This window comes from Marinobacter sp. CA1 (assembly GCF_020546665.1).
Classification (GTDB): Bacteria; Pseudomonadota; Gammaproteobacteria; order Pseudomonadales; family Oleiphilaceae; genus Marinobacter; species Marinobacter xestospongiae.
Genome location: NZ_CP071785.1, coordinates 4,436,016 through 4,456,602, shown reverse-complemented (window position 1 = coordinate 4,456,602; position 20,587 = coordinate 4,436,016). Strand labels below are relative to the sequence as shown.

The 20,587-nt window shown below is 62.8% G+C and carries 16 protein-coding genes; 12 read left to right on the top strand and 4 right to left on the bottom strand.

All coding sequences use genetic code 11. From position 1 onward, the window contains the following. Window positions 1-34: 34 nt before the first annotated feature. From J2887_RS20370 to J2887_RS20325, 10 genes are all read left to right on the top strand, one after another. Window positions 35-2,161 carry a D-(-)-3-hydroxybutyrate oligomer hydrolase gene (locus tag J2887_RS20370; protein ID WP_227172953.1) on the top strand — a complete coding sequence of 709 codons (2,127 nt, stop codon included), beginning with the start codon at window positions 35-37 and terminating at the stop codon, window positions 2,159-2,161. Between the two features lie 116 nt (window positions 2,162-2,277). Next, window positions 2,278-3,690, top strand: coding sequence for a sigma-54 interaction domain-containing protein (locus J2887_RS20365; RefSeq protein WP_227172952.1), 1,413 nt, complete (start codon window positions 2,278-2,280; stop codon window positions 3,688-3,690). A gap of 327 nt (window positions 3,691-4,017) precedes the next feature. Then, complete coding sequence (locus J2887_RS20360) at window positions 4,018-5,067, top strand: TRAP transporter substrate-binding protein (RefSeq protein WP_227172951.1); 1,050 nt, start codon at window positions 4,018-4,020, stop codon at window positions 5,065-5,067. A 111-nt stretch (window positions 5,068-5,178) separates the two neighbouring features. Beyond that, window positions 5,179-5,829 carry a TRAP transporter small permease subunit gene (locus J2887_RS20355; RefSeq protein WP_227172950.1) on the top strand — a complete coding sequence of 217 codons (651 nt, stop codon included), beginning with the start codon at window positions 5,179-5,181 and terminating at the stop codon, window positions 5,827-5,829. Further along, window positions 5,829-7,193: a TRAP transporter large permease gene (locus tag J2887_RS20350; RefSeq protein ID WP_227172949.1), complete on the top strand. Its 1,365-nt coding sequence runs from the start codon at window positions 5,829-5,831 to the stop codon at window positions 7,191-7,193. Before J2887_RS20355 ends, J2887_RS20350 begins: the two co-directional genes overlap by 1 nt. 31 nt (window positions 7,194-7,224) lie before the next feature. Then, window positions 7,225-8,004, top strand: coding sequence for a 3-hydroxybutyrate dehydrogenase (locus J2887_RS20345; protein ID WP_227172948.1), 780 nt, complete (start codon window positions 7,225-7,227; stop codon window positions 8,002-8,004). 30 nt (window positions 8,005-8,034) lie between these two features. Further along, on the top strand, window positions 8,035-10,026 hold the full coding sequence (locus J2887_RS20340; RefSeq protein ID WP_227172947.1) for an acetoacetate--CoA ligase: 1,992 nt from the start codon (window positions 8,035-8,037) through the stop codon (window positions 10,024-10,026). A 310-nt stretch (window positions 10,027-10,336) separates the two neighbouring features. Continuing rightward, the gene (locus tag J2887_RS20335; RefSeq protein WP_227172946.1) at window positions 10,337-12,580 is read left to right on the top strand and encodes an NADP-dependent isocitrate dehydrogenase; all 2,244 of its coding nucleotides are present in this window, start codon (window positions 10,337-10,339) and stop codon (window positions 12,578-12,580) included. A 125-nt stretch (window positions 12,581-12,705) separates the two neighbouring features. Further along, window positions 12,706-13,710 (top strand): DctP family TRAP transporter solute-binding subunit, encoded by a 1,005-nt coding sequence (locus J2887_RS20330; protein WP_227172945.1) that lies wholly within the window; start codon window positions 12,706-12,708, stop codon window positions 13,708-13,710. A 112-nt stretch (window positions 13,711-13,822) separates the two neighbouring features. Next, the gene (locus J2887_RS20325) at window positions 13,823-14,362 is read left to right on the top strand and encodes a metal-dependent hydrolase (RefSeq protein WP_227172944.1); all 540 of its coding nucleotides are present in this window, start codon (window positions 13,823-13,825) and stop codon (window positions 14,360-14,362) included. Between the two features lie 187 nt (window positions 14,363-14,549). Here J2887_RS20325 and J2887_RS20320 read toward each other — a convergent pair whose 3' ends face one another. Beyond that, on the bottom strand, window positions 14,550-15,101 hold the full coding sequence (locus J2887_RS20320) for an SRPBCC family protein (protein WP_227172943.1): 552 nt from the start codon (window positions 15,099-15,101) through the stop codon (window positions 14,550-14,552). Between the two features lie 24 nt (window positions 15,102-15,125). Further along, window positions 15,126-15,500: an ArsR/SmtB family transcription factor gene (locus tag J2887_RS20315; protein WP_227172942.1), complete on the bottom strand. Its 375-nt coding sequence runs from the start codon at window positions 15,498-15,500 to the stop codon at window positions 15,126-15,128. A 108-nt stretch (window positions 15,501-15,608) separates the two neighbouring features. On the opposite strand from J2887_RS20315, the gene J2887_RS20310 reads away from it, so the two are divergent. Then, on the top strand, window positions 15,609-16,058 hold the full coding sequence (locus tag J2887_RS20310; protein WP_227172941.1) for an SRPBCC family protein: 450 nt from the start codon (window positions 15,609-15,611) through the stop codon (window positions 16,056-16,058). 66 nt (window positions 16,059-16,124) lie between these two features. Next, window positions 16,125-17,273 (top strand): GGDEF domain-containing protein, encoded by a 1,149-nt coding sequence (locus J2887_RS20305; RefSeq protein WP_227172940.1) that lies wholly within the window; start codon window positions 16,125-16,127, stop codon window positions 17,271-17,273. On the opposite strand, the gene J2887_RS20300 is transcribed toward J2887_RS20305, so the two are convergent. Further along, window positions 17,255-18,091, bottom strand: coding sequence for an RluA family pseudouridine synthase (locus J2887_RS20300; RefSeq protein WP_227172939.1), 837 nt, complete (start codon window positions 18,089-18,091; stop codon window positions 17,255-17,257). The two genes, J2887_RS20305 and J2887_RS20300, sit on opposite strands and share 19 nt — an antisense overlap. Window positions 18,092-18,199: 108 nt before the next feature. Beyond that, window positions 18,200-20,536, bottom strand: coding sequence for a molybdopterin-dependent oxidoreductase (locus J2887_RS20295; protein ID WP_227172938.1), 2,337 nt, complete (start codon window positions 20,534-20,536; stop codon window positions 18,200-18,202). Window positions 20,537-20,587: the final 51 nt, after the last annotated feature.

Sequence of the window (20,587 nt, the reverse complement as noted above, 5' to 3'; positions counted from 1 at the left end):
TTCAATAACAACAACACCGGTAAGGAAACATGTCATGACCAATCGCGCACGGCTGGCCATTCCCACGGGCCTGGCGGCGGCCTTTCTGTTGGTGGGCTGCAGCTCCGACAACGACGATTCTCCCCAACTCAACACCCTGCCCGGCTTTATCACCGGCGAAATACAGCAGCAGGATTACGACGGCATCACCGACGATCTGCTGACCGCCGGTCTCGGTGGCAGTGGTCTGGCCAGCGCCACCGCACCGGCGTTTGCCGACAGCCTCAATCCCACGCCGGCGGAACTGCGCCGCCTGGCGATTTACACCAACTACCGGGCGCTGGCGGACATGACCGCCGACGGCGGCTATGGCCGACTCTACGGACCCCAGGTTGGGCGTAACGACGATGGCCTGGTGGCAGGCTCCGAAACCCTGGCACTGGCAACGGTGCCCGGCGCCGATCACCCGGTCACCGTGATGGTGCAGGTGCCCGCCAGTTTTGACACCGAACAGGCCTGTATGGTGACCGCACCGTCCTCCGGTTCCCGTGGCATCTACGGTGCCATCGGTACCGCCGGAGAATGGGGGCTGAAACAGGGCTGCGCGGTGGTGTACACCGACAAGGGCACCGGAACCGGCAGTCACAATCTGATGACCAATAACGCCCAGCGTCTGGACGGCACCCTCAGTGATGACGAAGACACGCCGGTGCTGTTTCGCACCGATCTCACCGACGCCGAACGCCAGGCCTTCAACACCAGTCACCCGGACCGGCTGGCGTTCAAGCACGCCCATTCCCGGGACAACCCGGAGGCGGACTGGGGCCGCCATGTGTTGCAGTCAATCGAGTTCGGTTTCTATGTGCTGAACCAGCGCTATGGCAAACCCCACGGCGACGATGGCCGTACCGTGGTGCTGACGCCGGAAAACACCCTGGTGATCGCCTCCAGCGTCTCCAACGGTGGCGGTGCCTCGGTGCGGGCGGCCGAGCTTGATGATAACGGCTGGATTGACGGTGTTGCAGTATCCGAGCCCAACATCAATCCGACGCCGGACAGCAGCTTCACCCTGCGCCAGGGCGATGGCCCGGTCATTACCGGGCACAGCCGCAGCCTGCTGGACTACACCTCCGCCATTGCCCTCTACCAGGGCTGTGCCAACCGGGCGCCGGCGGTGCGGGATGACGCCCCCTTCAATGCCGCGCTGAACAACGTCGACGTCAACGAGAACACCTGTGCCGCGCTGGCGGCCAAGGGCCTGGTGACGGGGGCGACCCTGGACGAGCAGGCCACCGATGCCCTGCGCATTCTCAATGACGAGTACGCCATCCAGCCGGAGCAGAACCTGGTGGCGCCCAGCCACTACGGTGCGTCCGTGGCCCAGGCCATCGCCATGACCTACGCCAACGCCTATGGCGAGTTCCCGGTCAACCAACCGCTGTGCGGCCTGTCGCTGGCGGCCACCGGTGACCAGGGCACCGTGATCCCGCTGACGGATGCCCAGGAGGCGCTCCTGTACGCCACCAGCAACGGCATTCCGCCGACGTCCGGGGTGCAGCTGGTGTATGACCAGGCCGCCGGGGTGCCCACCCGTCTGGCGGATGCGGTCTCCACCTCCAGCGGCCTCGCCGACCATGGCCTGGATGCGCTGCTGTGCCTGCGCAGTCTGGTGGACGGCCTCGATCCGGTCACCGGCGATGCGCTGTCGGCCCCGCTGCAGGCCCAGGCCGAGCGCGTCAGCTCTGGTATCGAGGCGGTGCGGGCCAGTGGCGATCTGCAGGGCAAACCGGCGGTGTTTGTGACCGGGCGGGCCGACGCCATCCTGCCAATCAACCACACCTCGCGGCCTTACTTCGGTCTCAACCGCCGGGTTGAGGGTGACACCTCCGGGCTGCGTTACTACGAGGTGTTGAACGCCCATCACCTGGATGCATTCAATGCCTTTCCCGGTTTTGATGCCCGCTACGTGCCGCTGCACCACTACTACCTGCAGGCGCTGGATCTGGTGTACGACCGCTTGACCACCGGGGCCGAGTTGCCGCCGAGCCAGGTGGTACGGCCCCAGCCCCGTGGTGCTGGTGCGCCAGCGCTGACCCTGGCGCAGTTGCCGGCGATCCAGCCGGCGCCGGCGCAGGCGGATCGTATCCACTTCGTTGACAATCAGGTCCGCATCCCGGACTGATCCCCCACGTTGCGGGGCTGGCGGTTGGTGGCCTGGATTGCCAACCCCGGTCCCGCGGGATAACCTCTGGCAGGTTCATCATCATGACAGACTTTTTTCCAGCCAGTAGCGAGTTCATGACCAAGCCGTTTAGCCAAAACAACAAAAGTGGGCTGACCCGGGAGTTGATCGAAGCGCTGTTTCCGATGTTTGAGGAAGCCAGTGCCGGCGCCATCGCCGTGGATCGGGATGCCCGTATCACCTGGATCAACGCCAGTTATGCCGCCCTGCTGGGGCTGCCCGATCCCCGCGGGGTCATTGGCCAGGATGTTCGAGGTGTCATTCCCCAGACCCGGATGCATGAGGTGGTGCAGAGCGGCCAGCCGCTGCTGCTCGACATCATGGAGCACGACACCCAGCAACTGGTGGTGACCCGGCTGCCGTTCTTCAATGAGGACGGCGACATCATGGGGGCGGTGGCGTTTGTGCTGTACGACGACCTGCAGCCACTGACCCCGTTGGTGAGCAAGTACCGCCGGCTGCACCAGGATCTGGTGGCGGCCCGTAAGGCCCTGGCGCGTAAGACCCGCGGCACCCGCTACAGCCTGGGGGATTTCGTCGGCGCCAGCCCCGCGGCGCTGGAAGTGAAGCGCCGGGCCCGCCTGGCCTCTGGCCGGGACGTGCCGGTGCTGCTGCTGGGGGAAACCGGGACCGGTAAAGAGGTGCTGGCCCAGGCCATCCACTCGGCTTCCGGACGCGCCGACCGCCCGTTCGTGGGGGTGAATGTCGCGGCGATTCCGGAAAATCTGTTGGAAGCGGAGTTCTTCGGTGTCGCCCCCGGGGCCTACACCGGCGCGGACCGCCGCAACCGCGACGGCAAGTTCCAGCTCGCCAACGGCGGCACCCTGTTCCTGGATGAAGTGGGCGACATGCCCCTGGCACTGCAGGCCAAGCTGCTGCGGGCGCTGCAGGAAGGTGAGATCGAACCGCTGGGCTCCAACAAGGTGGTGCCGGTGAACGTGCGGGTGATAGCCGCCACCAGTCGCAACCTGGAGGCGATGATGGCAGAGGGCAGCTTCCGTTCCGACCTCTATTACCGCCTGAATGTGCTGGAGATTCCCATTCCGCCGCTGCGGGACCGGCTGCCGGATCTCGGGGTGTTGTGCGAGGCCATTCTGGAAGACCTGTGTGAGGGTCTGGAGTTGCGGGGCGAGATCACCGACGCTGCGGTGTCGGCGCTGGCCGGTTACGACTGGCCCGGCAACATCCGCGAGCTGCGCAACGTGCTGGAGCGGGCGCTGACCATGGGGGAAGACTCCGGCCGTCTGGATGCCGATGCCATCTTCAAGGTGTTGCCCCGCGGCGGCAATCGGCCCTCGCCATCGCTGGTGCCGCGGCCCATCCGGCCGCTGGCCCAGACCCTGGCAGAAGCGGAGGGCCAGGCCATTGAAGAGGCCCTGGTGGCCAGCCGCGGCAACCGCACCCGGGCGGCAAAACTGTTGGGCATCTCTCGTTCGGTGTTGTACGAAAAGCTGGCGCGAATGTCCTGAATCCTGGACGCCTGTCCGGTTTTCAGGACGGGCCTTTTAGACTTCTGTCTAAGTGTGTCTGGAAGTCAGGACATTTCGGTTTTCCACTACATTGCTCCGATCTCTTTAGTCTCCTGTTTTTACTGTATTTTTGTGGTTTGGCACGGTGTCTGCTATTCCTGTCAGGCAGGACGTCAGAACAACGCAGAAAACAAGAATGACGCCGACAGCTCAACCCTACCGTCCTCAGTCTTTCCTGTTTCCTGCGCTGTCTGACTACACTCAGGCCAGACCCGCCCGACGATGCCAGGCGGGCAACCTACAAGAACAATATTAGGAGACTTATCGATGAAACTGCTCAAGGCCATGACCGGCGTTGCCGGTGCTATCGCCCTGTCCACCAGTGCCGTTGCCGACGACCTGCGCTGGAAAATGCCCGTCGCCTTTGCCACCAACCTGCCCGGTCTGGGCTCTCCCGCTGCCTGGGTAGCTGACAACCTGACCACCGCTTCCAACGGCAGCATCCGGGTACGGGTGTATGAGCCGGGTGAGCTGGTTCCACCATTCGATATCCTGCAGTCCGTCTCCGACGGCAAGGTATCCGCCGGCTACACCTGGATCGGTTACGACCAGGGCAAGGTGCCTGCGGTACCGCTGTTCGCCGCGGTTCCCTTCGGTATGAAGCCCTGGGCCTATATCGGCTGGTACTACTACGGTGGCGGCCATGACCTGCTGCAACAGGTCTACGCCAACAAGGGCTTTAACGTCCACGCCCAGCTCTGCGGCATCATCGGGCCCGAAACGGCGGGCTGGTACGCCAACAAGATCGAAACCCTGGAAGACTACGACGGCATGAAGATCCGCTTCGCCGGTCTCGGCGGCAAGGTGCTGGAACGCCTGGGCGCGTCGGTCACCATGATTCCGGGTGGCGAGCTGTATCAGGCGCTGGAAAAAGGCACCATCGATGCCACCGAATTCTCCATGCCCGCCATCGACCAGATCCTGGGCTTCAACCAGGTGGTCAAGTACAACCTGTTCCCGGGCTGGCACCAGCAGTTCACTGCCCAGTACCTGCTGATCAACAAGGATGAGTGGGATGGCGCCAGCGAGTCCCAGCAGGCGCTGGTAGAAGCCTCCTGTACCGCCGCCACTACCCTGGGTCTGGCCGAGGGTGAGTATCGCAACGGTGCGGTGCTGGCCGGCTTCCAGGACGAAGGTGTCCAGGCTGACCAGATCCCCCGCGAGGTACTGTTGGAGCTCAAGGCGGTGACCGAGGAAGTGCTGGAGGAGGAGTCCGAGCGTGACGCCGACTTCAAACGGGTCTACGACAGCCAGCAGGAATTCATGGAAACCTACAAGGTGTGGGACAGCCGCGCCTACCTGCCAAGCGACCTGTAATCCGGGGCGCGTCAACCGCCAGCCGGCGTTGCCGGCCTGGCGAGCCGCAGCCATGGTCTTCCGGGATCATGGCTGCTTCGCAGTATTGGCTTGTTAAGCGAGGACTCTTCCATGACGGTGTCTGATCAAGGACCCTCCGGTCACCCGACCGTGACCGATGCCGATGAGCTTATCCATCACCACACCGAACTGCCGGATACCGCTATCAGTCGCCTGCTCGACCGGGCGCTGACGGCAATCGGCAAGCTGGCCTCCTGGTTCTGGGTGGTGGTCACCGGGGTCATCATCTGGGCGGTGGTTGGCCGCTACGCCTTTGGCCAGGGCTCGGTGCTGCTGGAGGAACTGCAGTGGCACATTGCCGGCGCCGGCTGGCTGCTGGGGCTGGCGTACACCCTGGTGGTGGACGACCACGTGCGGGTGGATGTGATCCACGAGCGCCTGAGTCTGAAGACCCAGGGTTGGATCGAACTGTTCGGCCTGTTGTTACTGCTGCTGCCCTTCCTGGGCATTGCGATCTACGAAATGATTCCCTACGCCCTCAGCTCTTTCCAGGTCGGGGAAACCAGCCAGGCGCCCGCAGGGCTGCCCCATCGCTGGGTTCTCAAGGCCATCCTGGCCCTGGCCTTCATGCTGATTGCGTTGGCGGCGGTATCCCGCCTGTTCAAGGTGACCGCGCTGCTGTTCGGTTTTCCGCGACCGCTGAAACCGCGGACGTCGCAGCCTGAGACCCATTCACAAGATCAACAAGGGGATGCGGCCTGATGGAGCTTGAAACCCTGTTCGTAATTGGCATGTTCCTGACCTTTGGAGCATTGCTGATGACCGGCTTCCCGGTTGCCTGGGTGCTGGGTGGTACTGCGGTGATCTGGACCGTGGTCGGTGTGGTGGCGGTGGAGAATTTCGGCGCCAACCTGTGGTTTGACTACCCCTCGTCGATGGGGCTGGCACCGGAGCGGATCTGGGGGATCGTGGAGAGCGAAACCCTGGTGGCGCTGCCGATGTTTATCTTCATGGGCATCATGCTCGATCAGTCCGGCATTGCCGAGCGACTGATGAACAGCATGGTGAAGCTGTTCGGAGCGGTGCGTGGTGGCTATGCCGTCACGGTGATTGTGATCGGTGTGCTGCTGGCGGCCACCACCGGCATCATCGGTGCCTCGGTGGTGCTGCTGGGCATGCTGTCCCTGCCGGTGATGATGGAGAATAAGTACGACAAGGGCTTTGCCGTCGGCACCGCCTGTGCCACCGGCACCCTGGGCATCCTTATTCCGCCGTCGATCATGCTGGTACTGATGGCGGACCGGCTGGCGGTGCCCGAGGCGTCGGTGGGCGACCTGTTCATGGGGGCCTTCCTGCCCGGCCTGATGCTGGGCACCATGTACGTCGGTTACGCCATCCTGAGGCCGTTGCTGCAGCCCAATGTGGCGCCGGTGCCGGAAGGGCTTGGCAAGGTGGATATCAGTGTGATCTGGGAGGTCTGCAAGGCGGTGGTGCCCACCGCGGCGCTGATCCTGGGGGTACTGGGGTCGATCTTTGCCGGTCTGGCAACGCCGACCGAGGCCTCTGGTGTAGGGGCTCTGGGCGCGCTGTTGCTGGCGCTGTTTGCCGGTCGCCTGAACCTGCCGGTGCTGCGGTCCTCGCTCTACCAGACCACCCGCACGGCGTCGTTCATCTTTGCCATCTTCCTGGGGGCGACGGCGTTCTCGGTGGTACTGCGGGGTCTCGGCGGTGATGAGGTGATCGAGAGTGCGCTGCTGGGTCTGCCTTTCGGCCCCTATGGCGTGATCCTCACCATTCTGTTCGGGGTGTTCCTGCTGGGCTTCTTCCTCGACTGGGTGGAAATCACCCTGATCATCCTGCCGCTGGTGGCGCCGGTGGTGCAGCAGTTGGGCTTTGATCTGGTGTGGTTCACCATCCTCTTTGCGATGTGCCTGCAGACCTCGTTCCTGACGCCGCCCGTGGGTTTCGCCCTGTTCTACATCAAGGGGGTGGCGCCGCCGGAGATCAAGGTGACCGATATCTACCGGGGTGTGGTGCCGTTCATCATTATCCAGCTGGTGGCCCTGGCCATCGTGTTCCTGGTGCCGGAAATCGCGACCTGGCTGCCCAGTGTCGCCTACGACTAGCCCCGGTGACGTTGTTTAAGGAGATTCAAGAATGCGTTTAGACAAGCGGATTGCGCTGATCACCGGTGGTGCCCGTGGCATTGGCCGCGGCATTGCCGAGCATTATGCCCGTGAGGGCGCCTGGGTGGCGGTCGCTGACCTCGACGGCGATGCCGCCACCGACACCGCCCGCGCCATTGAGGCTGCCGGTGGCACCGCCATGGGACTGGCCATGGACGTCACCGATGAGCAGGCGGTGGATCGCGGTGTGGCGGAGATCGTCAACCAGTGGGGAGGCCTGCATATTGCCCTCGCCAATGCCGGCATCCAGCACATCGACCCGCTGGACAAGCTGGCGTTTGCCGACTGGCAGAAGGTCATGCGGGTACACCTGGACGGCGCCTTCCTGGTGACCCGGGCGGCGTTGCAGCAGATGTACGCCGGTGATGGCGGGGTGATGCTGTACATGGGCTCGGTCCACTCGCTGGAGGCGTCGCCGCTGAAGGCACCCTATGTGGCGGCCAAACACGGTATGCTCGGTCTGTGCCGGGCGGTGGCCAAGGAAGGGGCCAGCCACGGCGTCCGCAGCAACATCATCTGTCCGGGGTTTGTTCGCACGCCACTGGTGGACAAGCAGATTCCGGAACAGGCCAAGGAACTGGGCATCTCCGAGCAGGAGGTGATCAGAAACGTGATGTTGAAGAACACCGTCGACGGTGAGTTCACCACCGTCGAGGACGTGTCGGAACTGGCGGTGCATCTGGCTGCCTTCCCCTCGGCGGCCCTCACCGGCCAGTCGGTGGTGGTAAGCCATGGCTGGCACATGCAGTAAACGGCAGCGCGAACAGGAGAGAGCAACACCATGACTGACAACCAACCCGCCGATGTCGTGTGGAGCCCCACCGAGTCGGCCCTCAACAACAGCCAGATGGCCCGTTTCAAACACTGGCTGGAGCAGCAGGGCCATGGCCCCTTTGCCGATTACCACGCCCTGCACCAGTGGTCCATCGACGATCTGGAAACCTTCTGGCAGAAGGTCTGGGACTTCTGCGGTCTGATCTGCGACCGTCCGGCCAATGCGGTGCTTGGGCGTCGCACCATGCCCGGTGCCGAGTGGTTCCCCGGCATGACCCTGAACTTCGCCGCCAACCTGTTGCGCCACGCTGAGGGTGAGCTGGCGGACCGGGAAGCCATCGTCGCCTACTGCGAAACCCGGCCGGTGCTGCGCCGCAGCTACGCCGAGTTGAAGGCGGATGTAGGGGCGCTGGAGTCGTTCCTGCGTGGCCAGGGCATTGTCGCCGGCGACCGGGTGGCCGGGGTGGTGACCAATGGCTACGAAGCCATGGTCGCGATGCTGGCGGCCACCAGTCTGGGAGCCATCTGGAGCTCGGCATCGCCGGACTTCGGGGTTGGGGCCATCAACGACCGCTTCAGCCAGATTGAACCGGCGGCGCTGGTGGTGGTGAACGGTTACGGCTACGGCGGCAAGGTGTTCCCGCGCCAGCAGGAGTTTGCCGAACTGATCGCCGGTCTGCCTTCGCTGCGTTGTGTGGTCAGTGTCCAGCAGTTGCCGGACCAGCCACCGATATCCGGTGACCGGGTGACCACCTGGGAGGACGCGCTGGCGGCCGGTGAGGGCCAGGCGCCTTCCTACACCCCGTTGCCGCCGGAGCATCCGGTCTACATCCTCTATTCCTCCGGTACCACTGGCAAACCCAAGTGCATCGTCCATGGTGCCGGTGGGCTGCTGGTCAACCACGCCAAGGAACTGATGCTGCACGGCGACGTTGGCGCTGATGACCGTTTCCTCTACTTCACCACCTGTGGCTGGATGATGTGGAACTGGCAGGCGTCAGCGCTGCTGACCGGGGCGGCGGTGATCACCGTCGATGGCTCGCCGGGTTATCCCGACCTCAATTTCCTGTGGCAGACGGTGGCGGACGAAAAGGTCACCCACTTCGGCACCAGTGCCCGCTTTATTGCCGGTTGTCGCAAGGCCGAGCTGGCGCCAGCGAAGACCCTGGACCAGAGCCCGCTGCGGGTGGTGTTTTCCACCGGTTCGCCGCTGTTGCCTGAGGACTACGACTGGATCTATAGCGACGGTGCACCCCAGGCGCTGCTGGGGTCCATTGCGGGGGGCACCGATATCTGTGGCTGTTTTGTCGGCGCGACACCGTTGCTGCCGGTGCGCCGGGGCGAAATTCAGTGCCGTTTCCTGGGCGTGGATGCGGTGGCCTACGGTGACGACGGCCAGCCGGTCTCCCAGGGCCGCGGCGAGTTGGTGTGTCGCCAGCCATTGCCGTCGATGCCGGTGAGTTTCTGGAACGACACCGATGGCAGTCGCTACCACGGCGCCTACTTCGATACCTACCCGGGGGTCTGGGCCCATGGTGACTTCATCGAGTTCACCGAGCACGGTGGCGCCATCATCTACGGTCGCTCCGACGCTACCCTCAATCCGGGCGGTGTGCGCATCGGTACCGCTGAGATCTACCGGCAGGTGGAGACCGAGGCTGCGGTGAAAGACAGCCTGGTGGTCGGACGCCAGATTGACGGCGATGTGGAAGTGGTGTTGCTGGTGGTGCCGGCCGAGGGCGAGGCTATGGATGAAGCCCTGGTGAAGCGGTTGAAGTCCCGCATCCGCGAGGGTGCCAGCCCCCGCCATGTGCCGCGGCACATTGTGCAGGTGGCGGACATTCCCTACACCCGCAGCGGCAAGAAGGTGGAGCTGGCGGTGGCCCGACTGATCAACGGTGCCGCCCGCAGTGACAACCGTGACGCCCTGGCCAACCCCCAGGCCCTGGACCAGATTGCCGAGGCGTTGTCGGCGGTTGGCCTGATGCCGGCGGGCTGAGTCCCCGACCCTCTGGCCAACTCACTATCCAACTTACTTTCCAACCCCCTGGCGCCCTGGCCGGCGGGGTTGGAAAATTCCCGCCGTTTCCGAAACTTCCGTAAAAAAACGCCATTTCACCGGATTGTCACCGGTTCTGCCCACAATATCTAAGTTCTTATACTAAGATCTTACTCATTCCACTGGAAAAACTGGTATCTTAGTACGCCCATCAAAAGTTCGTAATCAGTCTTTGCCGTGACCGTGGGTTCACAAGACTTCCGGTCTGGCCATGACCGTCCTGAACTCTCACACTAGCTAGAGGACGAAAATGACCGAATCAAAATCCAAGATCGTCTATACCCTGACGGACGAAGCACCCGCCCTGGCCACCCGTTCCCTGCTTCCGATCCTGGAAACCTATGCCAAGCCGGCCGGTATTGAATTTGAGACCAGTGACATTTCCCTGGCGAGCCGCATCCTGGCCCAGTTCCCGGATAGACTGACCGACGAGCAGCGGGTCCCCGATGCCCTGACCGAGCTGGGGGAGTACACCAAGAACCCGCACGCCAACATCATCAAGCTGCCCAACATCAGTGCCTCCATCCCGCAGCTGCGGGCAGCGATCAAGGAGCTCCAGGCCCAGGGTTACGACCTGCCCGAGTACCTGGAAAACCCCCAGAACGACGACGAGAAAGACGCCAAGGCCCGTTACGCCAAGGTGCTCGGCAGTGCGGTGAATCCGGTACTGCGTGAGGGCAACTCGGACCGTCGTGCGCCGGCAGCGGTGAAAGCCTTTGCCCGCAAGTATCCCCATTCCATGGGCGAGTGGAGCCCGGCTTCCCGTACCCACGTTGCCCACATGCGCGGTGGTGACTTCTACTCCAGCGAGCAGTCCCTGACCCTGGACAAGGCCACCAACGCCAAGATTGTGTTCGAGAACAGCAAGGGCGAACAGACGGTCCTGAAAGACGACCTGCCGTTGCTGGAAGGCGAAGTGCTGGATGCCATGTTCATGAGCAAGAAAGCGCTGTGCCAGTTCTTCGAGGACGTGATTGCCGATTGTGAAAACACCGGTGTGATGTTCTCCCTGCACGTCAAAGCCACCATGATGAAGATCTCCCACCCGATCGTGTTCGGTCATGCGGTGAAGATTTTCTACAAGGAGCTGTTCGACAAGTACGGCGATCTGTTCGACGAGATCGGTGTTAACCCGAACAACGGTCTGTCCAGTGTGGTCGAGAAGATCAAGCAACTGCCGGAATCCAAGCAGGAGCAGATCCAGGAAGACCTGCACAAGTGCTACGAGCACCGCCCGGAAATCGCCATGGTGGATTCCGTCAAAGGCATCACCAACCTGCACGTACCGAGCGACGTGATTGTCGACGCCTCCATGCCGGCGATGATCCGCAACTCCGGCAAGATGTGGGCCCGCGACGGCAAGCTCAAGGACACCAAGGCGGTCATGCCGGAGTCCACCTACGCCACCATCTACCAGGAAGTGATCAACTTCTGTAAGACCCACGGCGCCTTCGATCCGACCACCATGGGTACGGTACCGAACGTGGGGCTGATGGCCCAGAAGGCGGAAGAGTACGGCTCTCACGACAAGACCTTTGAAATCCAGGAAGACGGCGTCGTCCGCATTGTCGACGCCGATGGCGCGGTACTGACCGAGCACAAGGTTGAGGAAGGCGACATCTGGCGTGCCTGCCAGACCAAAGACCTGCCGATCCGCGACTGGGTCAAGCTGGCGGTCAACCGCTCCCGTGCGTCCGGCATGCCGGCACTGTTCTGGCTGGACGACGAGCGTCCCCACGACGCCCAGCTGATCAAGAAAGTGGAAACCTACCTCAAGGACCACGACACCGATGGTCTGGAAATCCTCATCAAGAGCCCGGTGCGCGCCATTCGCTGGACCATGGAGCGGCTGATCCGTGGCCTCGACACCATTTCCGTGACCGGCAACGTACTGCGTGATTACCTCACCGACCTGTTCCCGATCCTGGAACTGGGCACCAGCGCCAAGATGCTGTCCATTGTGCCGCTGCTGAACGGCGGTGGCCTGTACGAGACCGGCGCCGGCGGCTCTGCACCGAAGCACGTGCAGCAGCTGCTGGAAGAGAACCACCTGCGCTGGGATTCCCTGGGTGAGTTCCTGGCCATTGCGGTGTCCCTGGACGAGCTGGGCGAGAAGGAAAGCAACGCCCGCGCCCGTATCCTTGGCCAGACCATGGACAAGGCCACCGAGCGCCTGCTGGAGAACAACCAGTCGCCGTCCCGCGTGACCGGTGAGCTGGACAACCGTGGCAGCCACTTCCACCTGGCCCGTTACTGGGCTGAGGAAATGAGCAAGCAGGATGAAGATGCGGAACTGAAGGCGTTCTTCACCAAGCTCTCCGAGCAGCTGGAAGCCAACAAGGACCAGATCCTCGAGGAAATGAGCGTGATCCAGGGCCACCCGGCGGACATCGGTGGTTACTATCACGCGCCGGCTGAGCAGGTGGCTGAGGTCATGCAGGCAAGCAAGACCCTCAACACCATCCTGGCCAACGCCCGCGCCGAGATCGACTGATCCCGGCCAGCCGTACCGGCCCACAACCCGAACCACTGCCCGGTGGTTCGGGTTTTTTTTGATCGCAGCCTAACAAAACGGTGGCCCATGCCGGCTGCCGACTTCCCTGTGCAAGGAGATCCGAAGTGAAGAAGTGGATTGTCCGTTTGGGCTTGGTGCCCCTGTTATTGTTGCCGCTGTTGGCCTCGGCCGAGAGCCCGCGGCAACTGGTGTTTTCCCACGTGGTGGGACCGGATACCCCAAAAGGCAAGATGGCGACCATGTTCCAGTCCATCGTCGAGCAGAAACTGGGCGGTCGCTACCAGGTGGTGGTGCACCCCAACTCGACCCTGATGAACGATGTCGAAGTGATCGACGCGGTGGCTGCCGGTGAGGTGCATTTCGCAGCGCCGTCACTGTCCAAGTTTGCCGGCTACACCTCCCGTCTGAAGCTGTTCTCGTTGCCGTTCCTGTTCCCGGATATGGCCGCGGTGGACCGTTTTCAGCAGAGTGAGGCGGGCCGGGGATTGCTCACCAGCATGCAGGACAGCAACATTCTCGGTCTGGGCTATTTGCACAATGGCCTCAAGCAGTTGACCGCGGACCGACCGTTCCGTGAGCCCCAGGACCTGGCCGGGCTGCGGTTCCGGATTATGGATTCTCCGGTGCTGCGGGCCCAGTTCGAGCAGATTGGCGCGGAACCAGTGCCGCTGGCGTTCGCCGATGTCTACGATGCCCTGGCCAGCGGCATGATCCAGGGGCAGGAGAACACCTGGTCCAACATCTACTCGAAGAACTTCCAGCACCATCAGCCCTATCTGATGGAATCCAACCACGGCGTGCTGGACTACCTGCTGATCACCAACAATGCCTTCTGGCAGGGCCTGCCGGATGAGGACCGCCGGATGCTGAGCTACGCCATGGACATTGCGCTGCGCTATGGCAACAGCGTGGCCACCGCCAAAAGCCGCAACGACCACCAGGACCTGAAGCGGATGCGTGAAGTGACAGTCTACCGCCCCAGTGAAGCCGAATTGGACACCTGGCGCCGGGCCATGCAGCCGGTATGGGCCGAGTTCGAGGAGGCCATTGGCCGTCACCTCATCGACGCTGCCCTGGCGGCGTCCAAGCCGTCCGCCGGCGAGCGCTGAGCGTGGGGTTGCCAGAATTGATCACATTGCTGGCCGCTGGTTGACCGAATCCCCCGGCAGAATCGCCTCGTGTCTCGAAACAGTGTGTCTCGAAACAATGGAGGAACGAGCGATGTTGACGGCCCACCTGCCCTCGGGCTACCTGCTGGGAACTCAGGCCACACGCTGGCCCTGGGCGCGGAACCTGCGTCCGGGGCTGCGACTGGGATCGGCGATGGCCGGCGCGATGGCGCCGGATCTGGACATGCTCTATTTCTGGCTGGTGGACTCCGGTCGTGTCCACCATCACACCTACCTCACCCACTACCCCGCGCTCTGGTTCAGTCTGTTGTTGCCAATACTGTTGCTGCGGCGCTTCGGGTATACCGGGCCGGTCGTTACGGCGGGCTTTCTGTTCGTCTGCGGTGGTTGCCTGCACCTGCTGCTGGACAGTGTGGTCGGGGATATCTGGTGGCTGGCCCCTTTCGTTGACCAGCCCGTTGCCCTGTTCACCGTCGACGCGCGCTATTCGCCCTGGTGGCTCAACTTTGTGCTGCACTGGTCGTTTGGCCTGGAGCTGGCGTTGTGGGTGGGGGCGGCCCTGGTTTGGCGCCAGTCGGCTTTGGCTGGTGGTGATGTGCGTTGTAATAGCCGGAAGAATAGCGTTCTATAGCGAGTGATTGACGGCTCCTTCGCTAGAAACGCACGCTTGAATTGCAGCCGCGTCTGGATGCCCGGTTCGAAGTTTCAGGCCTTGAACTACAGGACGGCCGTACCTTCGGAACCGGGATTAAGCTGGTGTACTGGCTATAATCAACAGAACTCTGGGTCGACCGTACCAGGCCGGAACCCGAACCCACTCAGGCTGAGTTCCGCTTCAGCCCAAATCGCCGGGCATATTCTGCTTCGGTCTCAGCGATGGTGGCCCAGAATGCCGGTGGCTGCTGTTGCTCCAGCCTGGCCAGCAGAAAGGCCAGATGGGTGTGCCAGCCACTGGCGACCGAGAGCAGGTGGTCGCCCTGGTGCAGACGGCTGTGGCGGATGACCAGTTTGACCTTCTCGCCCTGCGGGCTCAGCTCGAAACTGACTTCCGTCATCTCATCGCCCATGGGCCAGGTGAAGCGCAATAGTCGGTGAGGTTCACAGGCCAGAATGGTGCCCCGCTGGATGTGTTCGTCATCGTACTGGGCGTATTTGGCTGGGGGGGTGTCCTCAGCGCCGGACAGCTGGCTGTTGTGGAATCGCAACTCCACCTCACCGTCCGGTTCCAGTGTCATCGGGCCGGCCGCCAGCCATTGCCGTCGCAGTTCCGGATCGGTCAGATATTGCCAGACCCGCTCGACCGGGCCAGGCAGCAGTCGTTCAATGGTCAGGGTGTCGGGGTTGCTGAGTTCGCCATAGGGTTGGGTCATGGTGTTTTCTCCTCACAGTGGTCCTCACGTGGATGGAGCATCCCGACGGCTTTCTGGATCGGCTTTGGCGGCATCCTCCGCTTCCAGCAAATGCTCCAGGGTGTCCAGCTGGTGGTGCCAGAACTGTTCGTAATGGCGTATCCACTCCATACCGCCATGCATGGGCGCGGCGTTGAGCTGGCAGATGTGGCTTCGTCCCTGTACCTGCCGGGTTAGCAAACCGGCCCGCTCCAGAACCCGAATGTGCTTGGAGGCGGCCGCCAGGGAAATCTCGAACGGGGCGGCCAGGGCCCCGACCGGTTGGGGGTGGTGGGCCAGTGCCTGCAGCATCGCCCGCCGGGTTGGGTCCGCCAGGGCATGGAACAGTTGGTTGAGGGCATCATCGCTATAGTTAACCATGTGGTTTAATATCTGCCGAACTCCTGCAACTGTCAACCTTTTGGTTGAATAATATCTGGTGGGATGCCACGATCAGGCAAAGCCTGAACGTCGAAAGGAGCGCGACCCATGAGTACTGCTACTGTGGAAGACCAGGGTTTTTCGGTAACGACACGCATCCAGGCGTCCCCGGACGCGGTTTTCAAGGCCTGGACAGACGGACCGTCGCTGGCGCGATGGCTGGCTGCCAGTGTTGAAATCGATGCCCGCCCAGGCGGCGCTTACGTCTATCGCTGGCCCACTCCGGACGGTGAGCTGTCCGCCCGGGGCGAGTTCAAAGAACTGGTGCCCGGCCAGCGCATTGTCCAGAGCTGGGAGTCCTGGGGCCCCCAAGGCCGCTTCGATGGCGCCGACGCCGAGATCGTGCTGGAATTCCGGGACCTGGGGGATGGCTGGACTGAAATGGTCCAGACTGAAACCGGTCCGGCTTACCGGGACCCGTCGCATACCGATATGGCCATCAACGGTACCAAACAGGCTCACGAGGCACTGGTGGCGTTCGTCACCCAGCCAGGCTGACCGGCAGCCCGGCGTAGCCGAGCTATACTGGGGGAAACATCCGCTTCCAGCCCAGGCCGTTTGTCTATGGCGCCCATCGATGTGGTACACCTTGTTGGCTCCTCGATCTACGCCGTGTTTCTGGTGCTGTTCTTCTGGTTGAACCGTTTTCCCCGTACCCATTCGGTAGCCATCTGGTGGGCACTGGCAATGCTATGCCTGTTGTCGGCGAGACTCAGCCTGCTGTTGCCTGATTGGGGGGCGGAAGAGCGCATCGCCGAAGCCGTCTACATCGCCTTTGTGGTGCTGGAAAAGCTGTTCCTGGTAACCGGCTTGATCCGGTTGCTTGCGCTCGACTCCCTTGAAAGGTACTGCCGTGGTGTCGCCTTGCTGGCCCTGGTCTGGCTGGTGGCCGGTGTGGGGTTCGACCTGGCGGTTACGACGGTGGCTTGGGGGGTGGTGCTGTTCAACAGCAGTGCACTGGGGCTGTTGGCCGTTCTGGCCTATCGCTACCGTCATCGGGTGCCTAAAGGCATGCTGGTTTTCACCGCGTTGGTGGCCGCGGTTTTCTCTGTGTACTGGCTGAGTTATCCGTCGTTACGGTTTGAACCTGAGACCCAGGCTGCGGGTTTTGTGACGGGCATGGTGTTCTCGGTGCTGTTGTACCTGTCGTTGATTGGCGCATTGCTGTTGCTGTTTCAGCAGCGTTTGCTGGATGCGGAGTCCCGGGCACTGGAGCTGGCTTACCTCGACCCGCTGACCGGGCTCAACAACCAACGTTACATGACCAAGTTGTTCGAAGACGCTCTGCTGCTGGCCACCCGGCCCCACCAGTCGGTGGCACTGATCTACATAGATCTGGACAACTTCAAGCCGATCAATGATCGTGCCGGTCACTGCATCGGCGATGAGGTGCTCAAGATCGTGGCGCAACGGTTACGGGAGCACACCCGCAGTACCGACATCTGCGCCCGCCTGGGGGGCGATGAGTTCGTGGTGATTGCCACCCAGCTGAATGATGCCGCTCACGTCCACGACATTGCTGCCAAGTTACTGGCACGGCTGAAAGACGACATCCAGGTAGGCGGCCAGCACTACAACATCGGTGCCAGCATTGGCATCAGCCTGTACCCCACCCACGGTGAGGCGCTGGCGCAACTCCTGGAAAAAGCCGATCAGGCGATGTACCAGATCAAAAAGCACGGCAAGAGCGGCTATCAGCTGTTTGATGCCTGATTAGCCGCACCCTCCAGCCACAACGCCTCAGGCAGTGACACCTCGATGGCCTTGCGGCTCAGCGGGCACTGAAAACTCAACGCCAGGGCCAGCAGCTGCAGGGTCTCGCCCTTGCCGTCACCGTAGAGCCGGTCGCCGACGATGGCGTGGCCAATGCCCGCCAGGTGACGCCGGATCTGGTGTTTGCGGCCGGTTTCGATCACCACTTCCACCAGGGTGCTGTCCCGCTGCGGATCATACGCCAGGGTGGTGACGCGGCTGATCGCGGCCTTGCCGTCGATGGGCTCGTCCAGCACCCGGTCGCTGGCCTGCAGGTCACCACAGACCCAGGCCTGATAGACCTTGCGGATATCCCGACCCTGGAACAGCTGGGACAGCGCACCGGCGGCCTTGCCGTCATGGGCCACCAGCATCAGGCCGGCGGCATCGGCATCGAGCCGGTGGACCAGAAATACCTCACGGCCGGTTCGCTGTTCCACCCAGCGCAACAGACTGCAATGGTCTCCCCACTGGGAACCCTGGGCCAGCAATCCGTGGGGTTTGTACCACAGGCTGTAGCGCTTGCCATCCTGCACACAGGACGCTTCCGGCGGGGTGCGTGCCAGCACGGTGTCATCGTAATACAGCGCCAGCCGGATTCCGGGGTACAGAGTCTTGGTGGCCCGTCGCAATCGCAGGGTCTTGCCTTTCCAGGTCCACCAGCAGGCGCCCTTGGTCATGGCGTCCTTGATGCGTCCCTTGGACAGCCCGGTGTGGGCTGCCAGGGCATCGGCAGCGGTTTGAGTCTCGCTGAGGGTAAGTTCGAAGGTCTGTCGCATGGGGAATCTGGGCCGGTGGTGATCTGACTGCCTATTAAAGCGGCGCCAGGGGGAATTGCAACCCGGCGTGTCGATGCGGACAGGATCCGGCCCTCGGCAGATCAGGCATTAGTCGGCTGTGCCTTTGCGGTGGTCGATGGTTGGCGGTGTGAAGACCGTTACCGGCGCTGCCGGTTCGAGGTAACGTTCGACCTCCACCAGACAGGACATGGCGCTGGGGCCCTGTGCCAGCCGGGAGGTGCCCTGATCCCGGGTCAGTACGTTGGGATTGCCGTGCAGGCATGACAGGCCACTGGCCGGTGACGACGGCGGGTCATACCAGGCGCCGGTACTGAGTTGCACGACCTGCGGACGAACATCATCACTGACAATGGCCGACGCCAGGCACCCGCCCCGGTGGTTAAAGACCCGAACCAGATCGCCGTGGCGAATGCCGCGAGCGGCGGCATCGTCGGGATGCAGCATGACCGGTTCGCGGCCATTGAGCTTGGCGCTGCGACTGTGTTGGCCATGGTCCAGCTGTGAGTGCAGCTTGGTCCTTGGCTGGTTGGAGATCAGGTGCAGGGGCGTTGCCGCGGTGGCGCCGCCGAGCCATTCCCGTGGCGGTATCCAGCAGGGATAGCCGGGGCAGTCGTCGTAGCCGAAACCGGCCACGGTTGCCGAGAACAGTTCGATTTTTCCGCTGGGAGTGCCCAGGGGATGGGTTTCCGGGTCCCGGCGAAACGCCTGCATCAGGACCTGCGGTTGCCGCGGGGGCTCGGCCTCGAACCAGCCCTGCTGGCGGAATTGTTCGAAGTCCGGCAGTTCAATGCCCTGCACCGCCGCCTTGTCCCGGGTCTCGTCGTACAGTCGGGCCAGCCATTGGCTTTCATCCAGTCCGTCGGTAAATGCCTCCTCCACCCCCAGAGCCTTGGCCAGGGCGCTGAAAATGGCGTAGTCGGTGCGGCTTTCCCCAACCGGGTCAATGGCCTGGGTCATGTACACCAGGAACGGGTCACGGCTGGACGAAGCGATGTCGTTCCGCTCCAGATGGGTGGCCGCGGGCAAAATAATGTCGGCATGGCGGGCATGGGCATTCCAGCACCAGTCATGGACGATGACGGTGTCTGGCCGTTGCCAGGCCTGTCGCAGCCGATCCAGGTCCTGGTGGTGGTGGAAAGGGTTGCCGCCAGCCCAGTACACCAGTTTTATCTCCGGGTAGTGTCCGGACTGGCCGTTGTAGTCGAAGCGTTCACCGGGATTCAGCAGCATGTCGGCAATCCGGGCGACCGGGATGAACTGTTTCACCGGGTTGTTACCCTGGGGCAAGGCCGCGCCCGGAATGCCCTGATAGTTGGCGCCGATGGCGTTCATGGCGCAGTAGCCGAAGCCGATACCACCACCCTCGGTGCCGATCTGGCCCAGCATGGCGGCGACGGCGATGGCGGCCCAGTAGGGCTGCTCACCGTAATCCTGCCGGGTTAGTGACCAGCTCACGGAGATCATGGTGCGTTCCCGGGCCATCCGTCTTGCCAGCTGGCGGATATCATCGGGGTCGAGCTGGCAGAGTGTTGCGGCCCAATCGGCATCTTTGGCCTGACCATCGCTGTGTCCGAGCACGTAGTCACGGAAGCGCTCAAACCCGACCGTATGGCTGGCAATGAACTGCTGGTTGGTCAGGCCCTCGCTTTCCAGGGTATGGGCGATGGCCAACAACAGCGCGACATCGCTGCCTGGTCTGAGCGGCAGCCAGTCGGCCCCTGCCTCGGCCATGACGTCCGAGCGAATCGGGCTGATGTTGATGAGACGGACCCCATCTGCCACCGCATCCAGCAGGTCCTGTCGCTGGACATGCTGTCCTACGCCGCCATTGGTGACCTGCCCGTTTTTCAGTGGGATACCGCCAATGGCCACGAACAGGTCGGTGTGCTTGCGCATCTGGGCCCAGCTGGTGGCGCCGTTCACCATGGGGTAAAAACTGCCCAGGACGTGAGGCAGAGTGACTTCCGCAGCCGCGTAGCTGTAGGTGTTGACGGAGGCGGTATAGCCGCCGATGGTGTTGAGGAAGCGTTTTAGCTGGCTCTGGGCATGATGGAACCGGCCAGCGCTGGACCAACCGTAGGAGCCGCCATAAATCGCTTCGTTGCCATGGTGCTGACGAACCCGGTTCAGTTCGGCGGCTACCCGCTCGATGGCTTCGGGCCAGGGAAGCGCGACGAAGTCTTCGCTACCCCTTCGTCCGTCGGCAGGACCCGCTCCCTGCTCCAGCCAGCCACGTCGAAACATCGGTTGGGTAATCCGCAGCGGGCCGTCCACCACATCCGCCATGCCCTGACCAATCGCGGATGGGTCAGGGTCGCGCTCGAATGGGGTCAGCGCTGTGACCCGACCATTCTGGGTGTGGACACGGTAGGTGCCCCAGTGGGTGGCGGTCAGCGAACCATCGGCGTGTGGGGTGGCGGGCATGGGCGACTCCGGTTGGTGTTTAGGGCATCACAGCACAAAAAAACACCAGTG

Coding starts and splice junctions, on each gene's coding strand:
- J2887_RS20365 (WP_227172952.1), top strand. CDS start 2,278: ATGACCAAGCCGTTTAGCCAAAACAACAAAAGTGGGCTGACCCGGGAG.
- J2887_RS20320 (WP_227172943.1), bottom strand. CDS start 15,101: ATGACCCAACCCTATGGCGAACTCAGCAACCCCGACACCCTGACCATT.
- J2887_RS20360 (WP_227172951.1), top strand. CDS start 4,018: ATGAAACTGCTCAAGGCCATGACCGGCGTTGCCGGTGCTATCGCCCTG.
- J2887_RS20345 (WP_227172948.1), top strand. CDS start 7,225: ATGCGTTTAGACAAGCGGATTGCGCTGATCACCGGTGGTGCCCGTGGC.
- J2887_RS20305 (WP_227172940.1), top strand. CDS start 16,125: ATGGCGCCCATCGATGTGGTACACCTTGTTGGCTCCTCGATCTACGCC.
- J2887_RS20370 (WP_227172953.1), top strand. CDS start 35: ATGACCAATCGCGCACGGCTGGCCATTCCCACGGGCCTGGCGGCGGCC.
- J2887_RS20335 (WP_227172946.1), top strand. CDS start 10,337: ATGACCGAATCAAAATCCAAGATCGTCTATACCCTGACGGACGAAGCA.
- J2887_RS20310 (WP_227172941.1), top strand. CDS start 15,609: ATGAGTACTGCTACTGTGGAAGACCAGGGTTTTTCGGTAACGACACGC.
- J2887_RS20315 (WP_227172942.1), bottom strand. CDS start 15,500: ATGGTTAACTATAGCGATGATGCCCTCAACCAACTGTTCCATGCCCTG.
- J2887_RS20325 (WP_227172944.1), top strand. CDS start 13,823: ATGTTGACGGCCCACCTGCCCTCGGGCTACCTGCTGGGAACTCAGGCC.
- J2887_RS20340 (WP_227172947.1), top strand. CDS start 8,035: ATGACTGACAACCAACCCGCCGATGTCGTGTGGAGCCCCACCGAGTCG.
- J2887_RS20355 (WP_227172950.1), top strand. CDS start 5,179: ATGACGGTGTCTGATCAAGGACCCTCCGGTCACCCGACCGTGACCGAT.
- J2887_RS20350 (WP_227172949.1), top strand. CDS start 5,829: ATGGAGCTTGAAACCCTGTTCGTAATTGGCATGTTCCTGACCTTTGGA.
- J2887_RS20300 (WP_227172939.1), bottom strand. CDS start 18,091: ATGCGACAGACCTTCGAACTTACCCTCAGCGAGACTCAAACCGCTGCC.
- J2887_RS20295 (WP_227172938.1), bottom strand. CDS start 20,536: ATGCCCGCCACCCCACACGCCGATGGTTCGCTGACCGCCACCCACTGG.